Genomic DNA, 18,920 nt, shown 5'->3' with positions numbered 1-18,920 from the left:
GGACGGGCAGTGCCGCGATTCACACGTCGCCGCCGTCCGCCCAGCCTTCGCCGCTGCCGGCATGGAACACGCGGTCCTGCGCCTGCACCTGGCCGGCGGGCAGGTGTGCTTGGTCGGCCAGTGCCGCATAGATCGGGGTGAAGTCCGGCGCGGTCGCCTGCATCAGCTGCTCGAAGCTGTCGATGACGAAGTAGGTCTTCTGGTAGGTATCGATGCGGTAGCGGGTGCGCATGATCCGCTCAAGGTCGAAGCCGATGCGGTTGGGCGCGTCCGACTCCAGCGAATACAGCGATTCGCCCTTGGACGAGACGATGCCGGCGCCGTAGATGCGCAGGCCGTCCGGGGTGTCGATCAGGCCGAACTCCACCGTGTACCAGTACAGCCTGGTCAGGTTCTGCAGCGCGTCCGGGCCGATCGCATGCGCCTTCACTCCGCCGCGGCCATAGGCCTGCATGTAGTCGGCGAACAGCGGATTCATCAGTAGCGGCACGTGGCCGAACAGGTCGTGGAACAGGTCCGGCTCGGCGATGTAGTCGATCTGCTCGGGACGGCGGATCCACCAGGTCACCGGGAAGCGGCGGTTGGCGAGATGGTCGAAGAAATCCAGTTCCGGCAGCAGCCCTTCGACGCCGACCAGGGTCCAGCCGGTGGTCGCCTGCAGCACCGCGTTGAGCTCGTCGAAGCGCGGGATCGCCTGCGGCGTCATGCCCATCGCGTCCTGCGCCTGCAGGAATTCGTCGCAGGCGCGGCCGACCAGCAACTCGCGCTGGCGCGCGTACAGCGTGCCCCAGGTGGCATGGTCGTCGGCGCTGTAGCTCTCCCATGGCTGGGTCACCACCGACGTGGTGTAGACCGGCACGTAGCCCTTGTCGGTCTGCTGGTGTTCGACGCGGCGCGGTGCGGTGTCCATGGTCGACGCTCCGGAAAGGAATAGCCACGATGGTAGGCGTGCAGCCGCGCAATGGGCTTGCGAAGTTGCGCCGATCCGTGCGCCGCGCGCAAGATTGTTGCGTAGAAGCCATGTTGCAGAGCAATAAATGACCGGATCGCCGACCTTCGACCGCACCGATCTGCGCCTGCTCGCCCTGCTGCAGCGGGAGGGCCGCGCCAGCAACGCCGAGCTGGCCGCGCAGGTGAACCTGTCGCCGTCGGCCTGCCTGCGCCGGGTGCAGCGGCTGGAAGCCGAGGGCGTGGTCGCCGGCTACGCCGCGCGGTTGGTGCCGGCGGCGATCGGCCTGGGCCTGCAGGCCTTCGTCCGCGTGCAGTTGGAAAAGCACGGGCAGAGCGGCATCGCCCATTTCGCCGACAGCGTGCAGGGCTGGGACGAGGTGGTCGCCTGCCACGCGCTGACCGGCGACATGGACTACCTGTTGCACGTCTACGTCCGCGATCTGGCGCACTTCTCCGCGTTTCTGCTGGACAAGTTGCTCAACGCCGCCGGCGTTGCCGACGTCAATTCCAGCTTCGTGCTGCGCACGGTCAAGGACTTCGCCGGCCTGCCGTTGCCGCGCGGCTAGCGGGACTGCTGCGGATGTGTCGCCGCGTGTCGCCGCGTGGCTGCCCTTGTTAAGTTGTTGCTAACGATTTACATTTGCGTTCTGCGACGGCCGTCCACGGCCACAGCCCCTCCGCCAGCCCTGCCGGGCCAGCCACGCCGGTCTCCGCCGTGGGGTGCGGCTGCGCCTGTCCTTTTCCTGCCACCCGCGGCGCGACCGTGTCGCCCGTGCCCAAACTTCGCGAGATCGATCCATGCTTTCCTCCGCTCCACGCCGCCTGCTGTCCCTCGCCGTGCTGTCCGTGCTCTCCGCGGCCTCGGCACCGCTGCTCGCCGCCGAGGCCGAGGCCGCTGACGACATGCAGCCGACCACGCTAGACAAGGTCGAGGTCAGCGGCAGCCCGTCGCGCGCGCAGCCGTCCACCACCACCCGTCTGCCGCTGACGCTGCAGGAGACGCCGCAGTCGGTGAGCGTGCTGGGCCAGCAACGGCTGGAAGAGGAATCGCTGTTCAGCATCAACGACGTCATGCGCAACGTCACCGGCGTCAACGTCTCCTTCTACGACACCCAGCGCCCGCTGTACTTCGCGCGCGGCTTCCAGATCACCGACTTCCAGGTCGACGGCCTGCCCACCTACAGCGGTTCCACCAACCAGGAATACGACATGGTCTTTTACGACCGCGTCGAGGTGATCCGCGGCGCCAACGGCCTGCTCAGCGGCGCCGGCATTCCCTCGGCCACGGTCAACCTGCTGCGCAAGCGCCCGGGCAAGACCTTCGATGCCGCGTTCGCGGCCTCGCTCGGCACGTGGGACTTCCGCCGCACCCAGGCCGACGTCACCGCGCCGCTGACTGCCGATGGCCGCTTCCGCAGCCGCTTCGTCGCCGCCTGGCAGGACCGCGGCTACTACTACGACCACTACAGCGACCAGAAGATGTCCGGCATGGCGGTGCTGGAGGGCGACCTGACCGACACCACCACGGTCACCGTCGGATACCAGCGCCAGGACAACGACCCGGTCGGCGCGACCTGGGGCACGGTGCCGTACTTCTTCGCCGACGGTGCGTACGCCGACCTGCCCACGTCCACCAACCTGGCGCCGAAGTGGACGCGCTGGCAGCGTAACACCCACACCACCTTCGCCAACCTGGAACAGCGCTTCGGCGAGAACTGGCTGCTGAAGGTCAACCTGGCGCGCACCGAGGGCGAGGTCAACAACCTGCGCGTGTACGGCAGCGGCTATCCCAAGCGCGACGGCAGCGGCATCTACCTGCGCGCGGCCGCCGGTCGGACCACCGACACCCGCGACGGCCTGGACGTGTACCTGTCCGGCACGTTCCCGCTGTTCGGCCGCGACCACGACGTGGTGATCGGCGGCAGCTGGCAGGACCTGCAGTCGACCACGCCGACCCTGGCACTGCGCTATTCGGGCGACTGGACCACCTGCGGCCGCGAGCGCTGCTACTACATCCCCAACGTCTACGACTGGCGCGGCGACGTGGGCCAGATCACCACCACCCGCACCGGCGCGCGGCGCGAGGCGCGCACCACCCAGCGCGGCGTGTATGCCTCCACCCGGCTGCGCCTGGCCGAGCCGCTGTCGCTGATCGCTGGCGCGCGCCTGAGTTCCTGGCAGACCCGCACCCAGGCCTTCGCCGCCGACGGCAGCTACACCGGCACCAGCGGCCGCTACCGGGTCAGCGACGAGGTCACGCCCTACGTCGGCCTGGTCTACGACATCACCCCGGCCATCTCCACCTACGCTAGCTATACCGAGATCTTCAATCCGCAGAACTACAAGGACAAGGACAACAACCTGCTGGCGCCGGTGCAGGGCTCCAACCTGGAAGCGGGCATCAAGGCGCAACTGGCCGATGGCCGCGCGCTGCTCAGCGCGGCGGTGTTCGAAGCCAAGCAGGACAACTACGCGGTGCGCGACATGACCCAGCCCGAAGCCTCGCTGCCCGACGGCAGTTCGGCCTACATCGGCGTCGACGGCACCAAGAGCCGCGGCTGGGAAGTGGAATACAACGGCGAACTGCGCCCGGGCTGGACGCTCAACGCCGGCTACACCCGCGCCAAGGTCACCCGCGCGCCGACCGACGCGATCTACGCCAATCTGCCGGAAGACTACCTGCAGCTGTCCACCCAGGTGCGCCTGCCCGGCGCCTGGCAGCGCCTGAGCCTGGGCGGCGGCGTGAGCTGGCAGAGCGCGGTGCGCGGCTACAACATCCAGCGCCCGGTCGGCGACGGCAGCGCTGCCACGCGTCCGGTCACCGTAGTGCAGGATCCGTACGCGCTGGTGCACTTCAACGCCAACTACCAGCTCAGCTCGCAGTGGACCGCGACCCTGGCGGTGACCAACGCGCTGAACAAGAAGTACTGGGCCAATTTGGACTACCAGAACTACGGCGAGCCGCGGTTCGTGAGTTTCACGCTGCGCTGGCGGTACTGAGTTGAGGTGTGACGCGGGCGGGACTGCTTGCGCAGGGAGGCTGGGCTAGCGGTCGGACCCTCACCCCCGGCCCCTCTCCCGGTGGGAGAGGGGGCGACGCCTCAGTCCTTGGGCTTGCAGGGATCGTCGCGGCGCAGCAGGCGGCCCAGCCGCGACTGCGGTTCGCACGGCGGCGGCGCCGGTTGCGCGGCCTTTGCCGCCGCGGCGGCGGCGTCGCTGCGTTGTTGCTGCAGTTGCGCCAGCTTGGCCTTGATCTGCGACATCGCCGCCAACGCGGCTTTCTCGCCTTCCAGGATCGCGGCGTTGCGCTGGGCGAAGTCGGCCGCGCCGATGTCGTTGACCTTGGGCCGGATCACGATGTCGGCACGGCCCAGTTCCTGCTGGCCCAGGCGCTGGCCCATGATCGCGATCGACTGGTTGACGGTGCCGAGCATGCTGCCCGGGTTCTTGCCGCTGGCCTTGCTGGAGATGTCCACGGCGATGACGAAATCGGCGCCGAGCTGGCGCGCCGCGTCCACCGGTACCGGGCTGACCACGCCGCCGTCCACGTAGTGGAACTTGCCGATGGTCACCGGTTCGAACACGCCTGGGATGCTGCTGGACGCGCGCACCGCCTGGCCGGCATTGCCGCGCACGAACACGGTGCGCTCGCCGTCCTCCAGACGGGTGGCGACCGCGGCGAACGGCTTGGCAAGCTTCTCGATCGGCTTGCCCTTGAGCTGGGCGTTGACGTAGTCCTGCAGCGCCTGGCCCTGCACCAGGCCGCCGGAGAACAGACGCATGTCGCGGATGCTGCTCTCGTCCAGCGCCACCGCCGCCTGCTGCATCTGGAACGCGTCCATGCCGCTGGCGTACAGCGCGCCGACCACGCTGCCGGCGCTGGTGCCGGACACCACCGTCGGCTCCAGCCCATTGGCCTGCAGCATCTTGATCACGCCGATATGGGCGAAGCCCTTGGCCGCGCCGCCGCCCAGGGCGATGCCGATGCGCAGCGGCTTGGCCGCCGGCGTGGGCGCCGGTGCCGGTCCGGTCACCACCGGGGCCGGCGGCGCCGGCTTGGGTTCGCCGCCGCAGGCGGCAAGCAGGCCGAACAAAGACAGGGACAGCAGCAGGCGCGGGGAGCGGAACACGGTCATGGAAGCGTCGCGGAAAGGAGGAAGGAGCCGGCGCGAGCATAGCCGCATCCTCCTGCACCGCCCACGACTGGAGGTCATGGTGTGGGCGCTTGGGCGCTTCAGTGTCGGCGCGGAGGTCGAGTCTGCGAGGCGCTTCGCGCCCCGGACCCTCACCCCAACCCCTCTCCCGGGGGGAGAGGGGCTGAGCATGCCGTCTTAGAACCTGTTGTCGCCGTCCAGGATCCGGCCGAAGTCGCCCAGCACCGAGCCTTCGCCGCGGTTCTGCCCGCCGCCCTGCGGTGCGGCGGCGAGCATGCGTCCGGCCAGGCGCGAGAACGGCAGCGACTGCAGCCAGACCTTGCCGGGGCCGGTGAGGGTGGCCAGGAACATGCCTTCGCCGCCGAAGAACATGCTCTTGATGCCGCTGACCGGGCGCACGTCCATGTCCACCGAGGCGTGGAACGCGACCACGCAGCCGGTGTCCACGTCCAGGCGCTCGCCGGCGGCCAGTTCGCGCTCGACCACGCAGCCGCCGGCGTGCACGAACACCCAGCCGTCGCCCTCGAGCTTCTGCATGATGAAACCTTCGCCGCCGAACAGGCCGGTCATAACCTTGCGCTGGAAGTGGATGCCCAGCGAGACCCCGCGCGCGCCGGCCAGGAAGCTGTCCTTCTGGCAGATCAGGCGGCCGCCGTGCTGGTCCAGTTTCATCGCCAGCACCGTGCCGGGGTAGGGCGCGGCGAAGGCGACCTTGGCCTTGCCGTGGCCCTGGTGGGTGAACACGGTGGTGAACAGGCTCTCGCCGGTGACCAGGCGCTTGCCGGCCGACAGCAGTTTGCCCATCAGCCCACCCTGGTCGGCGTTGGAGCCGTCGCCGAACACGGTGTCCATCCGCACCGCCGCGTCCTTGAACATCAGTGCGCCGGCCTCGGCCACCGCGCTCTCGCCCGGGTCCAGCTCGATCTCCACGAACTGCATCTCGTGGCCGACGATGCGGTAGTCGATCTGGTCGGCGCGGCTGGCGGCGGTGGGCAACGGCGGCAGGCCCGGCGGCAGGAAGGACGCGCCGCCCCGCAGCGCGGCGATCTGCGCCACCGGCAGCCAGCCGCTCTGGCCCTGGCACCAGGCCAGCGCCGTGGGGTTGTTGCGGGCGAAGGCGACCGCGTCGGCATCGTCGAACGGGCCGGAGCGGGTCTGTTCGCTGCCGGTCAGGAAATACCACTGGGTCATCGGTGCAGGTCCTTGGCGGGAAGTTGCGGCGAGTCTAGCGGTCCATCGCGACGGCCGACATCTGCCCAACGGCAGGGTGGCCGGCGCCACGCTGGCCGGTCATCAGGACACACCGCGGCGCGGGTTTTGCGGACCGTTCGTCGAAAAAACCATGACAGCGCTCAAGAACGCGGCGCGATCGCCGTTATCGGCTCACTGCCGTCACGGGTCGCAATCACCAGGACGGGATGCGGTCGGACTGTCGTCCATCGCCAACCCGCCATGTATTTGGGGAAATTCAATGAAATTCAAGGTTTTACTGTTGAGCGGTGCGCTCGCACTCGCTGCCGCCGGCAACGTCCAGGCGCAGGACGGCCCCGAGCTGTCCTTCAGCGGCTTCGGTACCCTGGGCTTGGTGCACTCCACCGAGGACCGTGCCGACTTCACGCCGGACCTGCAGACCACCGAAGGTGCCGGCGCCAGCCAGCACACCTCGCCGCGACCGGATTCGCGCATCGCCGGCCAGGTCAACGCCACCTTCAGCGACAAGTTCAGCGGCGTGCTGCAGGTCACCAGCGAGTACGCCGAGCGTGCCTCGTATACGCCCAAGGTCACCCTGGCGCACGTCAAGTACCAGTTCGCGCCGGATTTCGCAGTGCGTGTCGGCCGCATCACCGCGCCGCTGTACATGCTGTCCGAGTACCAGCGCGTCGGCTACGCCACGCCGTGGGTGCGTCCGCCCTACGAGGTCTACAACTACCTGCTGGCGATGGACGGCGTGGAAGGCGTGTACACGCGCAACGTCGGCCAGAGCGTGCTCAGCGTGCAGGGCTTCTACGGCCGCATCGATTCCAAGAAGGCCGACGTGCACGCGATGCGCGGCCTGTCGCTGGTCCTGGACCAGGGCGCGTCCACCTACCGCGTGGCCTACATCAAGGGCAATGCCGACTACCGCACCGCCGACCTGGACCGCCTGTTCGCCGTGTACCGCCGGATCAACCCGGCCCTGGCCGAGCGTCTGGACACGGTCGGCGTCGCGGGCAGCTTCGCCAGCGCCGGCTACAGCTACGATCCGGGTCCGTGGTTCGCGCGCGCCGAAGTCATCCGTGCCGACTACTCGCCCTCGCTCAACGGCAAGACCACCGCTGGCTATGTGAGTGCCGGTGCGCGCTTCGGCGCGCTGACCCCGTCGCTGACCTACGCCAACGTCGACAAGAAGGCGCCGGTGATCGCGCCGGGTGCCGATCCGCTGGGTCTGATGACCCGCGCCGTCGCGCTCGCCGAAAACGGCCGCCACAGCTACACCGCCTCGCTGCGCTGGGACGTGTACGAAAACGTGGCGTTCAAGTTCCAGGCCAGCCATGTCGTCAACAACGCCGGCTCGTACGGCAGCCTCGGCAACATCCAGCCGGGTTTCCGTCCTGGCGGCAGCTACAACCTGCTGTCGGCCTCCTTCGATTTCGTGTTCTGAGGACGACGCCATGAATGCTTACAAGATCGCCGGCGCTGCGGCCCTGGCCTTGCTGTTCTGCACCGCCGCGCAGGCCGAGGTGGTGGTGGTGATGTCGTCCAAGAGCCCGGTGGACAGCCTGAGCAAGGATCAGGTGTCGCAGATCTTCCTGGCCAAGTCCAACGCACTGCCGGGCGGCGCGCAGGCCACGCCGATCGACCAGGACGAGGGCGCCAAGGCGCGCGAGGAGTTCTACAAGAAGGTCACCGGCCGCGATGCCGCGCAGCTCAAGTCGTACTGGTCGCAGTTGATGTTCACCGGCAAGGCGCAGCGTCCCAAGCACGTGGCCGGCGACGATGCGGTCAAGAAGGCGGTCGCCGCCTCGCCTGGCGCGATCGGCTACATCGATGCCGGCGCGCAGGATGCGAGCGTCAAGGTCGTCTTCAAGCCCTAACCGCCACCGGAGAGCCTCCATGATGAGACGTCTGCTTTCCCTGCCGTTGTTCTGGAAGATCCTGCTGCCGGCGGCGGTGTCGATCCTGTGCCTGCTGGGCTACATCGGCTTCAGCACCGTGGTATTCCAGCGCAACAACGGACATCTGGAGGCGATCCGCGACGTGCACTTCCCGGTGCTGGACACCATGACGCGCAACGTCGCGGCGCTGGACAAGATCATCAATGGACTGAACGGCGCGGCGGCGGCCGGCGACATGGACATGCTCAACGCGACCCGTCCGATCGCCGCGCAGATCCACGCGTCCTATCTGAAGCTGCAGCAGACCGACCCGGGCAACGCCCAGGAACTGGCGCGTCTGGGCAAGGAGTTCGACGCGTACTATGCGCACGCCTCGGCCGTGGCCGCGGCGTTCGCGCAGCAGCGCGAACCCGACGCGGCGGAGATGGAGGCGATGGCGCCCTCGCTGGAGCGCTACCGCACCCACCTCAACGCGATGCACCACAGCGCCGACGCGCGCTTCCGCGCCACGGTGCAGAACGCCGTGGACAGCTCGATCGCCGCCAACGTCGGCGGCCTGATCGTGGGTGTGCTCGGTGCGGTCGCCTGCATCGTCTTCGGCTGGATCGTGGCCCGCGCCATCACCCGGCCATTGCGGCGCGCCATCCGCACCGCGCATGCGGTATCGCAGGGCAGGCTGGACAACCCCATCGCCATCGACAGCGGCGACGAGGTCGGCCAGTTGCTGCAGGCCATGGACAGCATGCAGCGCCAGCTGCGCCGCGTGATCCAGGCGCAGACCGAGATGGGCGCGCAGCACGAGGCCGGCGTCACCAGCCACCGCATCGCCGCCGCCGAGTTCCCTGGCGAGTTCGGCAGCATGGTCCAGGCGAGCAACGCCCTGGTCGAGGGGCACATCGCGGTGACCCTGCGCGTGGTCGAGCTGATCAAGCGCTATGCGCGCGGCGACCTGTCGCAGGAACTGGACGCCTTGCCGGGCGAACGCGCGGTCATCACCGAGTCGCTCAACGATGTGCGCCGCAACCTGTTGCGGATCAACGGCGAGATCCAGCGGATGGCGGCCGCAGCGGCGGCTGGCGATTTCACCGCGCGCAGCGACGAGGCCGCCTTCGACTTCGACTTCCGGCAGATCCTGGTCGACCTCAACCAGCTGATGAGCACGGCCGACCGCAACCTCAACGCCCTCTCCTCGCTGTTGCAGGCGGTGGCCAGCGGCGACCTGACCGGGCGCATGCACGGCGAGTTCGAGGGCGTGTTTGCGCGGATGCGCGACGACGCCAATGCCACCGTCGAGCGTTTGACCGAGATCGTCGGCCGCATCCAGAACTCGTCCGCGGCCATCGATGCGGCCGCCGCCGAGATCGCCGCCGGCAACGACGACCTGTCGCGCCGCACGGAGCAGCAGGCGGCCAGCCTGGAAGAAACCGCCGCGTCGATGGAAGAGCTGACCTCCACCGTCAAGCAGAACGCCGAGTACGCGCAGCAGGCCAACCGCCTGGCCGCCGGCGCCGCTGCGGTGGCCGTGCAGGGCGGCAACGTGGTCGGCCAGGTGGTGAGCACGATGGAAGGTATCGCCTCTTCGTCCAGGCGCATCGGCGACATCATCGGCGTGATCGACGGCATCGCCTTCCAGACCAACATCCTCGCGCTCAACGCGGCGGTGGAAGCCGCGCGTGCCGGCGAACAGGGCCGCGGCTTCGCGGTCGTCGCCAGCGAGGTGCGGACGCTGGCCCAGCGCTCGGCCAATGCGGCCAAGGAGATCAAGGGCCTGATCGATGAGTCGGTCACCCGTGTGGCCGACGGCTCGGCCCTGGTCGGCCAGGCCGGCACCACCATGCAGGAGATCGTCGCCTCGGTGCAGCGCGTCACCGACATCATGGGCGAGATCTCGGCGGCCTCGCGCGAGCAGTCGGCCGGCATCGAACAGGTCAACACCACGGTGGCGCAGATGGACCAGGCCACCCAGCAGAACGCGGCGCTGGTCGAAGAAGCCACGGCCTCGGCGCGCGCCATGGAAGAGGAAGCCGGGCAGCTGAGCCAGTCGGTCGCGCTGTTCCGCCTGGGCACGCCGGCACCGGCACGCACGCCGGCGTTGCGGGTGGTGGACGCCACTGCGGCGGCGTCGCCGGCCGCGGCCGTGGAGGACGCGCTCGACGCGTGAGGGATCGACAATCGCGGCCGTGTCCGTCGCGCGGCCGCGGTCTGCGCTTGCCCTACAGCGCGCTGGCCGGGCGCACCTGCAGGACATCGGCCTCCGCGGCGCAGTCGCTGGTCGGCGTTTGCCCGGCGGCGCGCGCGGCGGCGATCTCGCCGCGGGCCGCGGCCAGGTCGGTGCGGAAGGCCGGGTCGTCGTGCAACCGCGCCACCGTGGCCGCGCCAATGAAGCGGCCGGCGAGCACGTCGCTCTGCCAGTGCACGTTGCACACCAGCCGGCTCTCGCCGTAGTTGCGGCCGCGCGCGATCAGCGCATCGGCGCGCTCGGGCGCGATCTCGCTCAGGGTCAGCGCCCACGCCCAGCCGATGGCGCTATGCCCCGACGGATACGAGCCGCTCTGGCGCAGGTCGTCCAGATCGTCCGGGGTGCACACCGCCTGCTGGTTGCGCAGGAACGGCCGCGGGCGCTGGTACTGGCGCTTGGCCGCCTTGGTGGCGGCGCTGGCGTCGATGCGGCTGCGCTCCAGCAGGGTGTACAGGTGCGGGGTGTGCTGCGCGTCGATTGCCACGCCCAGCGCGCAGGCGAACTGGCCGGCGCCGTTCGGGAAACTCAGATCGGCATCGCGCGCGGCCTGCTGCCAGCGCGCGCTGCCGCGCAGGGCCAGCGCCTCGCGGTTGACCGCCAGGTCCAAGGCCTCGCCCGGTGAGCCGGCCGCCGGGGGCGCCGGCAGCAGCTGCAGGCTGTCCGGCACCGCGGCGGCCGGCAGATAGCCCACCGCCTTGGCCGGGACAGGTGCCGGCGCACGCAGCGCGGGGCCGCTGCAGGCGGCCAGGGCGAGTGCCAGCACGGCGGCGGCGGAGCGGGAACGGCAGGCGGGCGACACGGACATGCGAACTCGGACAGCGACGGCGGACCGGTCAGTGTACGGCGCGATGCAGTGACGGGTCGCCCGTGGCGACATGCCGCGGCGCGCGACCGCTGTAGGAGCGGCTGCAGCCGCGACGGGCGTTCCCGGGAAGGCGTCGCGGCTGAAGCCGCTTCTACGGATGCCGACGGACGTATGGCCGGCATGGCCTTTGCCCACCTCAGCCCCCGTCACGCTCCCCACGCGGCGGAAAGCGCAGCACCACCCCGCGCTGCGCCTGGGGCGGCTGCCACAGCACCGGCACCTGGGCAGGCGGTGGCGGTTCCAGTTCGTCGTCGGCGACGAGGACGTCGTCGGTGTCGTCCTCGTCCTCCCAGCTGTAGCGCTTGCGCGGCGGCAGCGGATCGCGGTGGCGCAGCAGCAGCGCCGCGACCACCCCGCCCACCGCGCCGCCCAGGTGCGACTGCCAGGACACCCCGTCCTCGTGCGGCAGCACCGTCACCAGCATGCCGCCGTAGAACAGGAAGGCGATCATGCTGGCGGCGATCGCGGCGCGGTCGCGGCGCAGCAAGGCCAGTACGAACACCAGGAACAGCAGGCCGTGGGCGACGCCGCTGGCGCCCAGGTGATGGCTGCCGGGGTCGCCGAGCCACCAGGCGCCCAGGCCCGAGCCCAGCCACAGCAAGGGCAGCCCGGCCAGGGTGGCGCGCGGATACACGCTGCCGGCCAGGGTGCCCAGGATCAGCAGGGCGCCAGCGTTGGCCCCCAGGTGCTCGAGCGAGCCGTGCAGCAGCGGTGCGGTGAGCACGCCGAGCAGGCCCGCGGCCGTATGCGGGGCGACCGCCCAGGGCCGCCAGTCGAACAGGCCCTGGCTGGCGAACACCGCCACCAGCACCGCCACGAAGGCCAGGCTGACATTGAACGCGCGCAGGATCCGCGCGCGGTCGAAGCGGCCCTGCGCCTCGGGCTCGGGCGTGGGCGAGGGGAGCGAAGAGGTGTCCATGCTCCCTGGATGGCGGCGCCGGGCGTCCAAGGCAAGGCGCCGCCGGTGGGAGGGACTGGCCGCGGCCGCGGGACAATCCGCGGCCGCGGCACAGGTGCCGGGTCAGTGCGCCGGCTTGGCCGGGCGCAGCAGGCTCAGCACCACGGTGGCGCCGATCACCACGGCCACCGCCAGCAGCGACACCAGCACCGGGATCTTGTACAGGTCGATGATCAGCATCTTGGTGCCGATGAACACCAGCACGATCGCCAGGCCGTAGGGCAGCAGGTGGAAGCGGTCGGCCATGCCCGCGAGCAGGAAGAACATCGCGCGCAGGCCCAGCACCGCGAACACGTTGGAGGTCAGCACGATGAACGGGTCGGTGGTGATCGCGAAGATCGCCGGGATGCTGTCCACCGCGAAGATCACGTCGGTGATCGCGATCAGCATCAGCACCGCGAACAGCGGGGTGAACCAGCGCTTGCCTTCCTGGGTCACGCTCAGTGCGTTGCCGTGGTACTGCGGGGTCAGGCGCAGATGCTTGCGCATGAAGCGCAGTACCGGGTTGGCCTCCAGGTCAGGCTCCTTGCCCGCCGAGAACCACATCTTGATGCCGGTCAGCAGCAGGAACGCGCCGAATACGTACAGCAGCCAGTGGAACTTGGTCAGCAGCACCGAGCCGGCGAAGATCATCACTGCGCGCAGCACGATCGCGCCGAGCACGCCGATCACCAGCACGCGCTGGCGCTGCTCCTCCGGCACGGCGAAATAGCTCATGATCATCAGGAACACGAAGATGTTGTCGACCGCCAGCGACTTCTCGACCAGGTAGCCGGTCAGGAACTCAAGCCCCAGGCGGTTGCCGGTGGCCACGTCGATGGTCTCGCGCAGGTACCACCACAGGCCCGCATTGAACGCCAGCGCCAGCGCGATCCAGCCGATGCTCCACCACAGCGCTTCCTTGAAGGTGACCTTGTGCGGACCACCGTGGCGCATCAGCACCAGGTCCGCCAGCAGCGCCACGACCACCACGATCGCGAAACCGCCCCACAACCACACGTTGCCTATCGTTTCCATTGGGAATTTTCCGTCAGTGAACAGGGAACCTCGGGGCCGCGTTGGCGGAGGCGTTCCGGACGGAGACGACGGATGTCGTCCAGAGGGTGCCTTCGCCACTGCGGCGAAGGTCTCGCTCGCAACCGGCGGACCGGTTGCCGTTGCACCGGAGCCCGCGGGCTCGAATTGACGGCGACAACGTCGGGAGCTACTCCCCTTCTGCGCGCATTCTTGCGGCTGCCGGCGGTGCCGTCAATCGGGGCGGCTACAATGGCGTTCATGAATAGTCCCCTGCCCGTAGTCCGCCTCAAGAACGCCTGGCGCTCCAGCCATCCTTGGATCTTCCAGAAACTGGTCGAAAAACCCGCCGCCAAGCCCAAGCCGGGCGCGCTGGTGGACGTGGTCGGGGTGGACGGCGACTGGATCGGCCGCGGCTTCTACAACGGCCACTCGCGCATCGCCGTGCGCATCCTCGAGACCCACCCCGACATCGCGGTCGACGAAGCGTGGTTCGCGCGCAAGATCGCCGAGGCGGTGTCGCTGCGCCGTGACGTGCTCAAGCTGGACGCGGTCAGCGATGCCTGGCGCGTGGTACATGCCGAGGGCGACGGCCTGTCCGGCCTGGTGGTGGACCGCTATGGCGACCTGCTGGTGGTGGAATTCTTCAGCGCCGGCATGTTCCGCCACCGCGAGTGGATCTATGCCGCGCTGCGCGCGCAGTTCCCCGGCGCGCGCTTCTACAGCTTCGCCGAGGAGCACGTGCAGAAGCAGGAGAGCTTCGACTACCGGCCGGTGTCCAGCAGCGGCGAGCGCCCGGAGCCGGCGATCATCAGCGAATACGGCGTGCGCTTCCGCGCCGACCCGGCCGGCGCGCACAAGACCGGCTTCTTCGCCGACCAGCGCGAGAACCGGCAGTGGCTGAGCCAGCAGGTGGAGGGCAAGCGCGTGCTCGACCTGTGCTGCAACACCGGTGGTTTCGCGGTGTACGCCAAGGTCCGCGGCGCCACCGAGGTGGTCGGCGTGGACATCGACGAGGATGTGATCGAGATCGCCAAGGGCAACGCGCGCCTCAACGACGTGCGGCCCAAGTTCGTGCAGGCCGACATCTTCCCGTACCTGCGCGATGCCGCCGCCCGCGGCGACCAGTACGACGTGGTGATCCTGGACCCGGCCAAGATGACCCGCGACCGCGACCAGGTGATCCCGGCGCTGAAGAAATACCTGGACATGAACAAGCTGGCGCTGGGCGTGGTCGCTCCGGGGGGCTTGTTCGCCACCTTCTCCTGCACCGGCCTGGTCGCCGAGCACGAGTTCCTGGACATGCTGCGCCGCGCCGCCTACTTCTCCGGCCGCACCATCCAGATCCTGAAGGTGGCCGGCGCCGGTGCCGACCATCCGTTCATGGCCCACGTGCAGGAATCGCGCTACCTCAAGGCGGTGTTCTGCCGCGTGCTGGACTAGCGCGCCGCGCATGCGCAAAGCCGAGCGGCGATGCGTGCGTGACGGCCTGATCCGGGCGCGCCGGCCGGCGATCGACGCCGCCGCTGCATGAAGATCGTCATCGCTCCGGATACGTTCAAGGAAAGCCTGTCGGCGGCGCAGGCCGCGGCGCAGATCGCGGCCGGCTTCCGCAGCGTGTTCCCGGACGCTCAGTACGTGCTGCTGCCGTTCGCCGATGGCGGCGAGGGCACGGTGGAGGCGCTGGTGGCCGGCGCCGGTGGACGCCGGGTCGCCTGCACCGTGACCGGGCCGCTGGGTGAACCGGTGGCGGCGCAGTTCGGGTTGAGCGAGGACGGCGACACCGCGCTGATCGAGATGGCCGCGGCCAGCGGGCTGATGCTGGTGCCATCGGCGCGGCGCGACCCGCGCCTGACCGGCACCCGCGGTGTCGGCGAACTGATCCTGGCCGCGCTGGATGCCGGCGCGCGCCGGCTGCTCATCGGTATCGGCGGCAGCGCCAGCAACGATGGCGGCGCCGGCATGGCGCAGGCCCTGGGCGTGCGCCTGCTGGACGCGCACGGCCGCGACCTGGCCGCCGGTGGCGCCGCGCTGGGCGCGCTGGCCCGCATCGACCTGGACGGGCTGGATCCGCGACTGCGCGAGTGCACGATCGAAGTCGCCTGCGACGTCGACAACCCGCTGACCGGGCCGAGCGGCGCCTCGGCGGTGTTCGGGCCGCAGAAGGGCGCCACCCCGGCGATGGTCGCCGAGCTCGATGCCGGCTTGCAGCACTACGCCGAGGCGATCGAACGGACCCTGGGCGTGGCGGTGGCGCAACTCCCCGGCGCCGGCGCTGGCGGCGGCATCGGCGCGGCCCTGGTCGCCTTCCTCGGCGCGCGCCTGCGGCCGGGCGTGGAGATCGTCGCGCAGGCGCTGGGGTTGGAAGCGCACCTGGCCGGCGCCGATCTGCTGGTCACCGGCGAGGGCCGCCTGGACGGGCAGAGCGCGCAGGGCAAGGTACCGGTCGGCCTCGCCCGCATCGCCCGACGCCACGGCGTGCCGGTGCTGGCCATCGCCGGCGGCCTGGGCGACGGCGCGGCGGACCTGCATGCGCAAGGAATCGACGCGCTGTTCGGCGCGGTGCAGCGGGTGTCCACCCGCGAGGCCGCGCTGGCCGACGCCGCGGATGCCCTGCGCGCGGCGGCACGCAACGTGGCTGCAGCGATCGCGCTGGGCCAGCGCCTGGGCGTTCCCGGCGCGCAATAGCGGCCCGTGCCGTCGGTTCGGCTTGGCGGCGCACTGGAAGCCACGGCGTTGGTTCGCGATACGTCAGCCCCTGTGGGAGGGACTTCAGTCCCGACGCGCTGAACCGGCGGCTGTCACAGGGGAAAGGGAGCTCGTCCCAGGCAGGCGTGGGTCCGCGCTGAGCCCGCTTTCGCCAATCCCAAATCCCCAATCCCAACTCCCGTTCCCGCACCAAACTGGTGCTACAGCCCGCGCCCATTTGGCGCACGCCGCGCCATTCAGGTAAACTGAAAACGTTTACAACACGGATGCTCCCGCCATGGAAACCCCCAATCTCCCGCAGCGCGCCCCGCTCAGCCCCAAGTGGCAGTTCCGCTTCGACTTCTTCGATCGGTATGGCGCCCCCTCCACGCCCGAGTACAAGGCCGCGTTCAAGGCGCTGCCGTTCATGGAGCGGTTGAAGATCAACATGAACTTCTTCGCCCTGTTCTTCGGCTTCATCTACTTCTTCGTCCTCGGCATGTGGCGCAAGGCGCTGGGGCTGATCGGCATCTCGCTGGTGCTGGGCATCGTCGCGGCGTTCCTGCCCGACGCGCTCGGCCGCGGCCTGGGCATCGCCTACTCGCTGCTGGTCGGCATGGCCGCCAACTACGCCTACTACCTGGACCAGCGCAAGGGCAGCGTCAGCTGGAACCCGTTCGAAGGCGTGCGTTGGTGGTAACGGCCTGGCGCAGCGGCGTGCGCGTTTGATGCGCCGTCGCTGCTTTCAGCGCTGACGTTTCCAGAATTGCCAGGCAGGCGCCGGCTTCGCCGTGACCGCGGCGGCGGCGGCCTGCGCCGGGGCCAGTTGCCCTTTCACGCCGGTCAGCCGCTCCTGCGCATCGAACGCCAGGACGATGCGGCTGTTGCCGCGGGTCGCCACGGTCTGCGCGGATTCGCGCTGCAGCGCAAAGCCCTGGTCGGCCAGAAAGCCGTCGGTCATGGCCCGGTGGTCGAGTTCGAACTGCATCGGCAATTCGCCGAGCAGACGCAGCACGCGGGCGTCGTCGCACGGCGCGAAGACTGCGGCTGGCACCTCCTCGAGCAGGAAGAACAGCGCGCCGCCATCGTACGGCGCGCGGTAGTAGCAGCGCCCACGCAGGGCGCCGGCGAGCAGGGCGATGTGGTGGCCGGCGTCCGCGCCCACTGCCGAGGACGGTTCGACTAACTCCTCGATGCCTTCGCGCTCGCCGTATGCGCGTAGCGCGGTCGCCTCGGTCAGCAGGGCCGGCGGCAGGTTGCTGGCGGTGTTGGCCCAGGCCCACAGCCAACTGGCGCTGGCCTCGGCGGCCGTGCCCAGCAACTGCAGCGGAAACGACAGATCCTCGCCGAAGTGCACCCGGCCTTCGCCCAGGTCCACCTGCCAGCGACGCTCGGCCAGCACGTCGGCCAGCGCCAGTTGGCGGGCATAGGCACTGCCGATGTGGCGTGCCAGCGCCGCCCGGAATGCCGGACTCATCGCGGGGACTGCGCGCGCTGCAGCAGGCTGTTGCGGCGGCCGTACAGCAGGTAGGCGACCACGCCCAGCGCGTTCCACAGCCCGAACCAGATCTTCGTGGTATCCGGCAGGCTCCAGAACAGGTACAGGCAGCCGCCGATCGCCAAAGGCCCGACCAGCCACGCCAGCGGCGTGCGGAAGGTGCGGGCACGGCCGGGTTCGCGGCGGCGCAGGACCAGCATGCAGGCGGCCACGGCGATGAAGGCGGCCAGGGTACCGGCATTGGCCAGCGCGGCGATCTCGTCCAGCCGCGCCACGCCGGCCAGCGCCGCCACCAGCGCCGCGGTGAACAGCGTCGTCGCCACCGGCGTGCCGGTACGCGCGTTGACCTTGGACAGCCCGCGCGGCAGCAGGCCATCGCGCGACATCACGAAGAAGATCCGGCTCTGCCCGTACAGGAACGCCAGCAGCACGGTCGGCAGTGCGATCACCGCGACCACGCCGATCGCCGCCGCCGCCTTGCCGTGGCCCAGCTCGCGCAGAATCAGCGCCAGCGGCTCGGCGCTGGCGCCGAACACGTCGTAGCGCATCGCACCGACCGCGGCCAGCGCCACCAGGATGTAGATCAGGGTGCAGCCGATCATCGAACCGACGATGCCGATCGCCAGGTCGCGCTTGGGGTTCTTGGTTTCCTCGGCGGCGGTGGAGATCGCATCGAAGCCGTAGAAGGCGAAGAAGATGATCGCCGCCGCGGCCATCACCCCGTGCGCGACGCCGTCGGCGCCGACCGTCTTGGGGAAGCCGTAGGGCATGAACGGGTGCAGGTTGGCGCTCTGGAACGCCGGCAGCGCCACCGCCACGAAGATGCCCAGGGCGATCAGCTTCAGCACCACCAGCACCGCGTTGAGCGTGGCGCTCTCTTTGGTGCCGGCCATCAGCAGGCCGGCCACGGCGAAGGTGATCAACACCGCGGGCAGGTTGACGATGCCACCGGCGTGCGGCCCGGCGGTCAGCGCCGCCGGCAGGCTCATGTCGAACCCGGTCTGCGCGCTGGCCCAGTGCAGGAAGCCGACGAAATAACCCGACCAGCCCACCGCCACCGTGCTGACCACCAGCGAGTACTCCAGGATCAGGCTCCAGCCCACCACCCAGGCGATGGCCTCGCCCAGCGCGACGTAGCTGTAGGTGTAGGCGCTGCCGGCGGCCGGCATCATCGTCGCCATCTCCGCGTAGGCCAGCGCCGCGCAGGCGCAGATCGCCCCGGCTACCGCGAACGACACCAGCACCGCCGGCCCGGCCAGTTGCGCGCCGACGCCGATCAAGGTGTAGATGCCGGTGCCGACGATCGCGCCGATGCCCAGCGCCACCAGATGCGGCCAGCTCAGCGAGGGCACCAGCCGGCGGCCGGCCTCGTGGACGGTGACCAGGTCGAGCGACTTGCGCCGGAACAGGAACGACATGCGGGCCTCGGGTGCGGAAGTGACAAGCCCGGCAGTGTCG

Annotated in this window: 16 protein-coding genes; 8 read left to right on the top strand and 8 right to left on the bottom strand. The window is 69.8% G+C overall.

Translation table 11 applies throughout. The features are described from left to right. Nucleotides 1-19 precede the first annotated feature (19 nt). Nucleotides 20-910: a phenylalanine 4-monooxygenase gene (gene phhA, locus RAB71_RS00255; protein WP_010343046.1), complete on the bottom strand. Its 891-nt coding sequence runs from the start codon at nt 908-910 to the stop codon at nt 20-22. Nucleotides 911-1,037: 127 nt separating this feature from the next. On the opposite strand from phhA, the gene RAB71_RS00250 reads away from it, so the two are divergent. Together RAB71_RS00250 and RAB71_RS00245 are read left to right on the top strand one after the other, a co-directional pair. Further along, nucleotides 1,038-1,517: an Lrp/AsnC family transcriptional regulator gene (locus tag RAB71_RS00250; protein ID WP_010343045.1), complete on the top strand. Its 480-nt coding sequence runs from the start codon at nt 1,038-1,040 to the stop codon at nt 1,515-1,517. A gap of 232 nt (nt 1,518-1,749) precedes the next feature. Continuing rightward, nucleotides 1,750-3,951 (top strand): TonB-dependent siderophore receptor, encoded by a 2,202-nt coding sequence (locus RAB71_RS00245; protein ID WP_010343044.1) that lies wholly within the window; start codon nt 1,750-1,752, stop codon nt 3,949-3,951. A 101-nt stretch (nt 3,952-4,052) separates the two neighbouring features. Here RAB71_RS00245 and RAB71_RS00240 read toward each other — a convergent pair whose 3' ends face one another. Next, nucleotides 4,053-5,087, bottom strand: a complete 1,035-nt coding sequence (locus tag RAB71_RS00240) for a patatin-like phospholipase family protein (RefSeq protein ID WP_010343043.1) — start codon at nt 5,085-5,087, stop codon at nt 4,053-4,055. Nucleotides 5,088-5,282: 195 nt separating this feature from the next. After that, nucleotides 5,283-6,296, bottom strand: coding sequence for a TIGR00266 family protein (locus RAB71_RS00235; RefSeq protein ID WP_010343042.1), 1,014 nt, complete (start codon nt 6,294-6,296; stop codon nt 5,283-5,285). Between the two features lie 280 nt (nt 6,297-6,576). Here RAB71_RS00235 and RAB71_RS00230 point away from each other — a divergent pair, with 280 nt between their 5' ends. From RAB71_RS00230 to RAB71_RS00220, 3 genes are read left to right on the top strand one after another with little or no spacing between them, the layout of a single operon-like run. After that, nucleotides 6,577-7,746 carry a hypothetical protein gene (locus RAB71_RS00230; RefSeq protein ID WP_010343041.1) on the top strand — a complete coding sequence of 390 codons (1,170 nt, stop codon included), beginning with the start codon at nt 6,577-6,579 and terminating at the stop codon, nt 7,744-7,746. Between the two features lie 10 nt (nt 7,747-7,756). Next, nucleotides 7,757-8,179, top strand: coding sequence for a hypothetical protein (locus tag RAB71_RS00225; protein ID WP_010343040.1), 423 nt, complete (start codon nt 7,757-7,759; stop codon nt 8,177-8,179). Nucleotides 8,180-8,201: 22 nt separating this feature from the next. Then, nucleotides 8,202-10,361, top strand: a complete 2,160-nt coding sequence (locus tag RAB71_RS00220) for a methyl-accepting chemotaxis protein (protein WP_234006676.1) — start codon at nt 8,202-8,204, stop codon at nt 10,359-10,361. 52 nt (nt 10,362-10,413) lie between these two features. Here the strand turns inward: RAB71_RS00220 and RAB71_RS00215 are convergent, their stop codons facing one another. The 3 genes from RAB71_RS00215 to RAB71_RS00205 all read right to left on the bottom strand — a co-directional run bounded on the left by RAB71_RS00215 (nt 10,414) and on the right by RAB71_RS00205 (nt 13,279). Beyond that, on the bottom strand, nt 10,414-11,244 hold the full coding sequence (locus tag RAB71_RS00215) for a phosphatase PAP2 family protein (protein ID WP_041500640.1): 831 nt from the start codon (nt 11,242-11,244) through the stop codon (nt 10,414-10,416). Nucleotides 11,245-11,440: 196 nt separating this feature from the next. Then, nucleotides 11,441-12,223: a rhomboid family intramembrane serine protease gene (locus tag RAB71_RS00210; protein WP_010343037.1), complete on the bottom strand. Its 783-nt coding sequence runs from the start codon at nt 12,221-12,223 to the stop codon at nt 11,441-11,443. Between the two features lie 102 nt (nt 12,224-12,325). Continuing rightward, a complete protein-coding gene (locus RAB71_RS00205) occupies nt 12,326-13,279 on the bottom strand; it encodes a TerC family protein (protein ID WP_010343036.1) in 954 nt (317 codons plus the stop codon). 258 nt (nt 13,280-13,537) lie between these two features. Here RAB71_RS00205 and RAB71_RS00200 point away from each other — a divergent pair, with 258 nt between their 5' ends. The 3 genes from RAB71_RS00200 to RAB71_RS00190 all read left to right on the top strand — a co-directional run bounded on the left by RAB71_RS00200 (nt 13,538) and on the right by RAB71_RS00190 (nt 16,664). Beyond that, on the top strand, nt 13,538-14,719 hold the full coding sequence (locus RAB71_RS00200) for a class I SAM-dependent rRNA methyltransferase (protein WP_010343035.1): 1,182 nt from the start codon (nt 13,538-13,540) through the stop codon (nt 14,717-14,719). A gap of 87 nt (nt 14,720-14,806) precedes the next feature. After that, nucleotides 14,807-15,964, top strand: coding sequence for a glycerate kinase (locus RAB71_RS00195; RefSeq protein ID WP_010343034.1), 1,158 nt, complete (start codon nt 14,807-14,809; stop codon nt 15,962-15,964). A 298-nt stretch (nt 15,965-16,262) separates the two neighbouring features. Beyond that, on the top strand, nt 16,263-16,664 hold the full coding sequence (locus RAB71_RS00190; RefSeq protein WP_010343033.1) for a DUF2628 domain-containing protein: 402 nt from the start codon (nt 16,263-16,265) through the stop codon (nt 16,662-16,664). Between the two features lie 45 nt (nt 16,665-16,709). Here the strand turns inward: RAB71_RS00190 and RAB71_RS00185 are convergent, their stop codons facing one another. Together RAB71_RS00185 and RAB71_RS00180 are read right to left on the bottom strand one after the other, a co-directional pair. Then, complete coding sequence (locus tag RAB71_RS00185; RefSeq protein ID WP_010343032.1) at nt 16,710-17,441, bottom strand: DUF6882 domain-containing protein; 732 nt, start codon at nt 17,439-17,441, stop codon at nt 16,710-16,712. Further along, nucleotides 17,438-18,880 (bottom strand): amino acid permease, encoded by a 1,443-nt coding sequence (locus tag RAB71_RS00180; protein ID WP_010343031.1) that lies wholly within the window; start codon nt 18,878-18,880, stop codon nt 17,438-17,440. Before RAB71_RS00180 ends, RAB71_RS00185 begins: the two co-directional genes overlap by 4 nt. Between the last annotated feature and the right edge of the window lie 40 nt (nt 18,881-18,920).

Origin of the sequence: Xanthomonas sacchari (genome assembly GCF_040529065.1) — a bacterium.
Lineage (GTDB): Bacteria > Pseudomonadota > Gammaproteobacteria > Xanthomonadales > Xanthomonadaceae > Xanthomonas_A > Xanthomonas_A sacchari.
This window is presented reverse-complemented; position numbering and strand designations above follow the sequence as displayed.

Bases quoted from the DNA above. Each gene is read 5' to 3' on its own strand.
- phhA (WP_010343046.1), bottom strand. From the start codon at position 910: ATGGACACCGCACCGCGCCGCGTCGAACACCAGCAGACCGACAAGGGC.
- RAB71_RS00250 (WP_010343045.1), top strand. From the start codon at position 1,038: ATGACCGGATCGCCGACCTTCGACCGCACCGATCTGCGCCTGCTCGCC.
- RAB71_RS00245 (WP_010343044.1), top strand. From the start codon at position 1,750: ATGCTTTCCTCCGCTCCACGCCGCCTGCTGTCCCTCGCCGTGCTGTCC.
- RAB71_RS00240 (WP_010343043.1), bottom strand. From the start codon at position 5,087: ATGACCGTGTTCCGCTCCCCGCGCCTGCTGCTGTCCCTGTCTTTGTTC.
- RAB71_RS00235 (WP_010343042.1), bottom strand. From the start codon at position 6,296: ATGACCCAGTGGTATTTCCTGACCGGCAGCGAACAGACCCGCTCCGGC.
- RAB71_RS00230 (WP_010343041.1), top strand. From the start codon at position 6,577: ATGAAATTCAAGGTTTTACTGTTGAGCGGTGCGCTCGCACTCGCTGCC.
- RAB71_RS00225 (WP_010343040.1), top strand. From the start codon at position 7,757: ATGAATGCTTACAAGATCGCCGGCGCTGCGGCCCTGGCCTTGCTGTTC.
- RAB71_RS00220 (WP_234006676.1), top strand. From the start codon at position 8,202: ATGAGACGTCTGCTTTCCCTGCCGTTGTTCTGGAAGATCCTGCTGCCG.
- RAB71_RS00215 (WP_041500640.1), bottom strand. From the start codon at position 11,244: ATGTCCGTGTCGCCCGCCTGCCGTTCCCGCTCCGCCGCCGCCGTGCTG.
- RAB71_RS00210 (WP_010343037.1), bottom strand. From the start codon at position 12,223: ATGGACACCTCTTCGCTCCCCTCGCCCACGCCCGAGCCCGAGGCGCAG.
- RAB71_RS00205 (WP_010343036.1), bottom strand. From the start codon at position 13,279: ATGGAAACGATAGGCAACGTGTGGTTGTGGGGCGGTTTCGCGATCGTG.
- RAB71_RS00200 (WP_010343035.1), top strand. From the start codon at position 13,538: ATGAATAGTCCCCTGCCCGTAGTCCGCCTCAAGAACGCCTGGCGCTCC.
- RAB71_RS00195 (WP_010343034.1), top strand. From the start codon at position 14,807: ATGAAGATCGTCATCGCTCCGGATACGTTCAAGGAAAGCCTGTCGGCG.
- RAB71_RS00190 (WP_010343033.1), top strand. From the start codon at position 16,263: ATGGAAACCCCCAATCTCCCGCAGCGCGCCCCGCTCAGCCCCAAGTGG.
- RAB71_RS00185 (WP_010343032.1), bottom strand. From the start codon at position 17,441: ATGAGTCCGGCATTCCGGGCGGCGCTGGCACGCCACATCGGCAGTGCC.
- RAB71_RS00180 (WP_010343031.1), bottom strand. From the start codon at position 18,880: ATGTCGTTCCTGTTCCGGCGCAAGTCGCTCGACCTGGTCACCGTCCAC.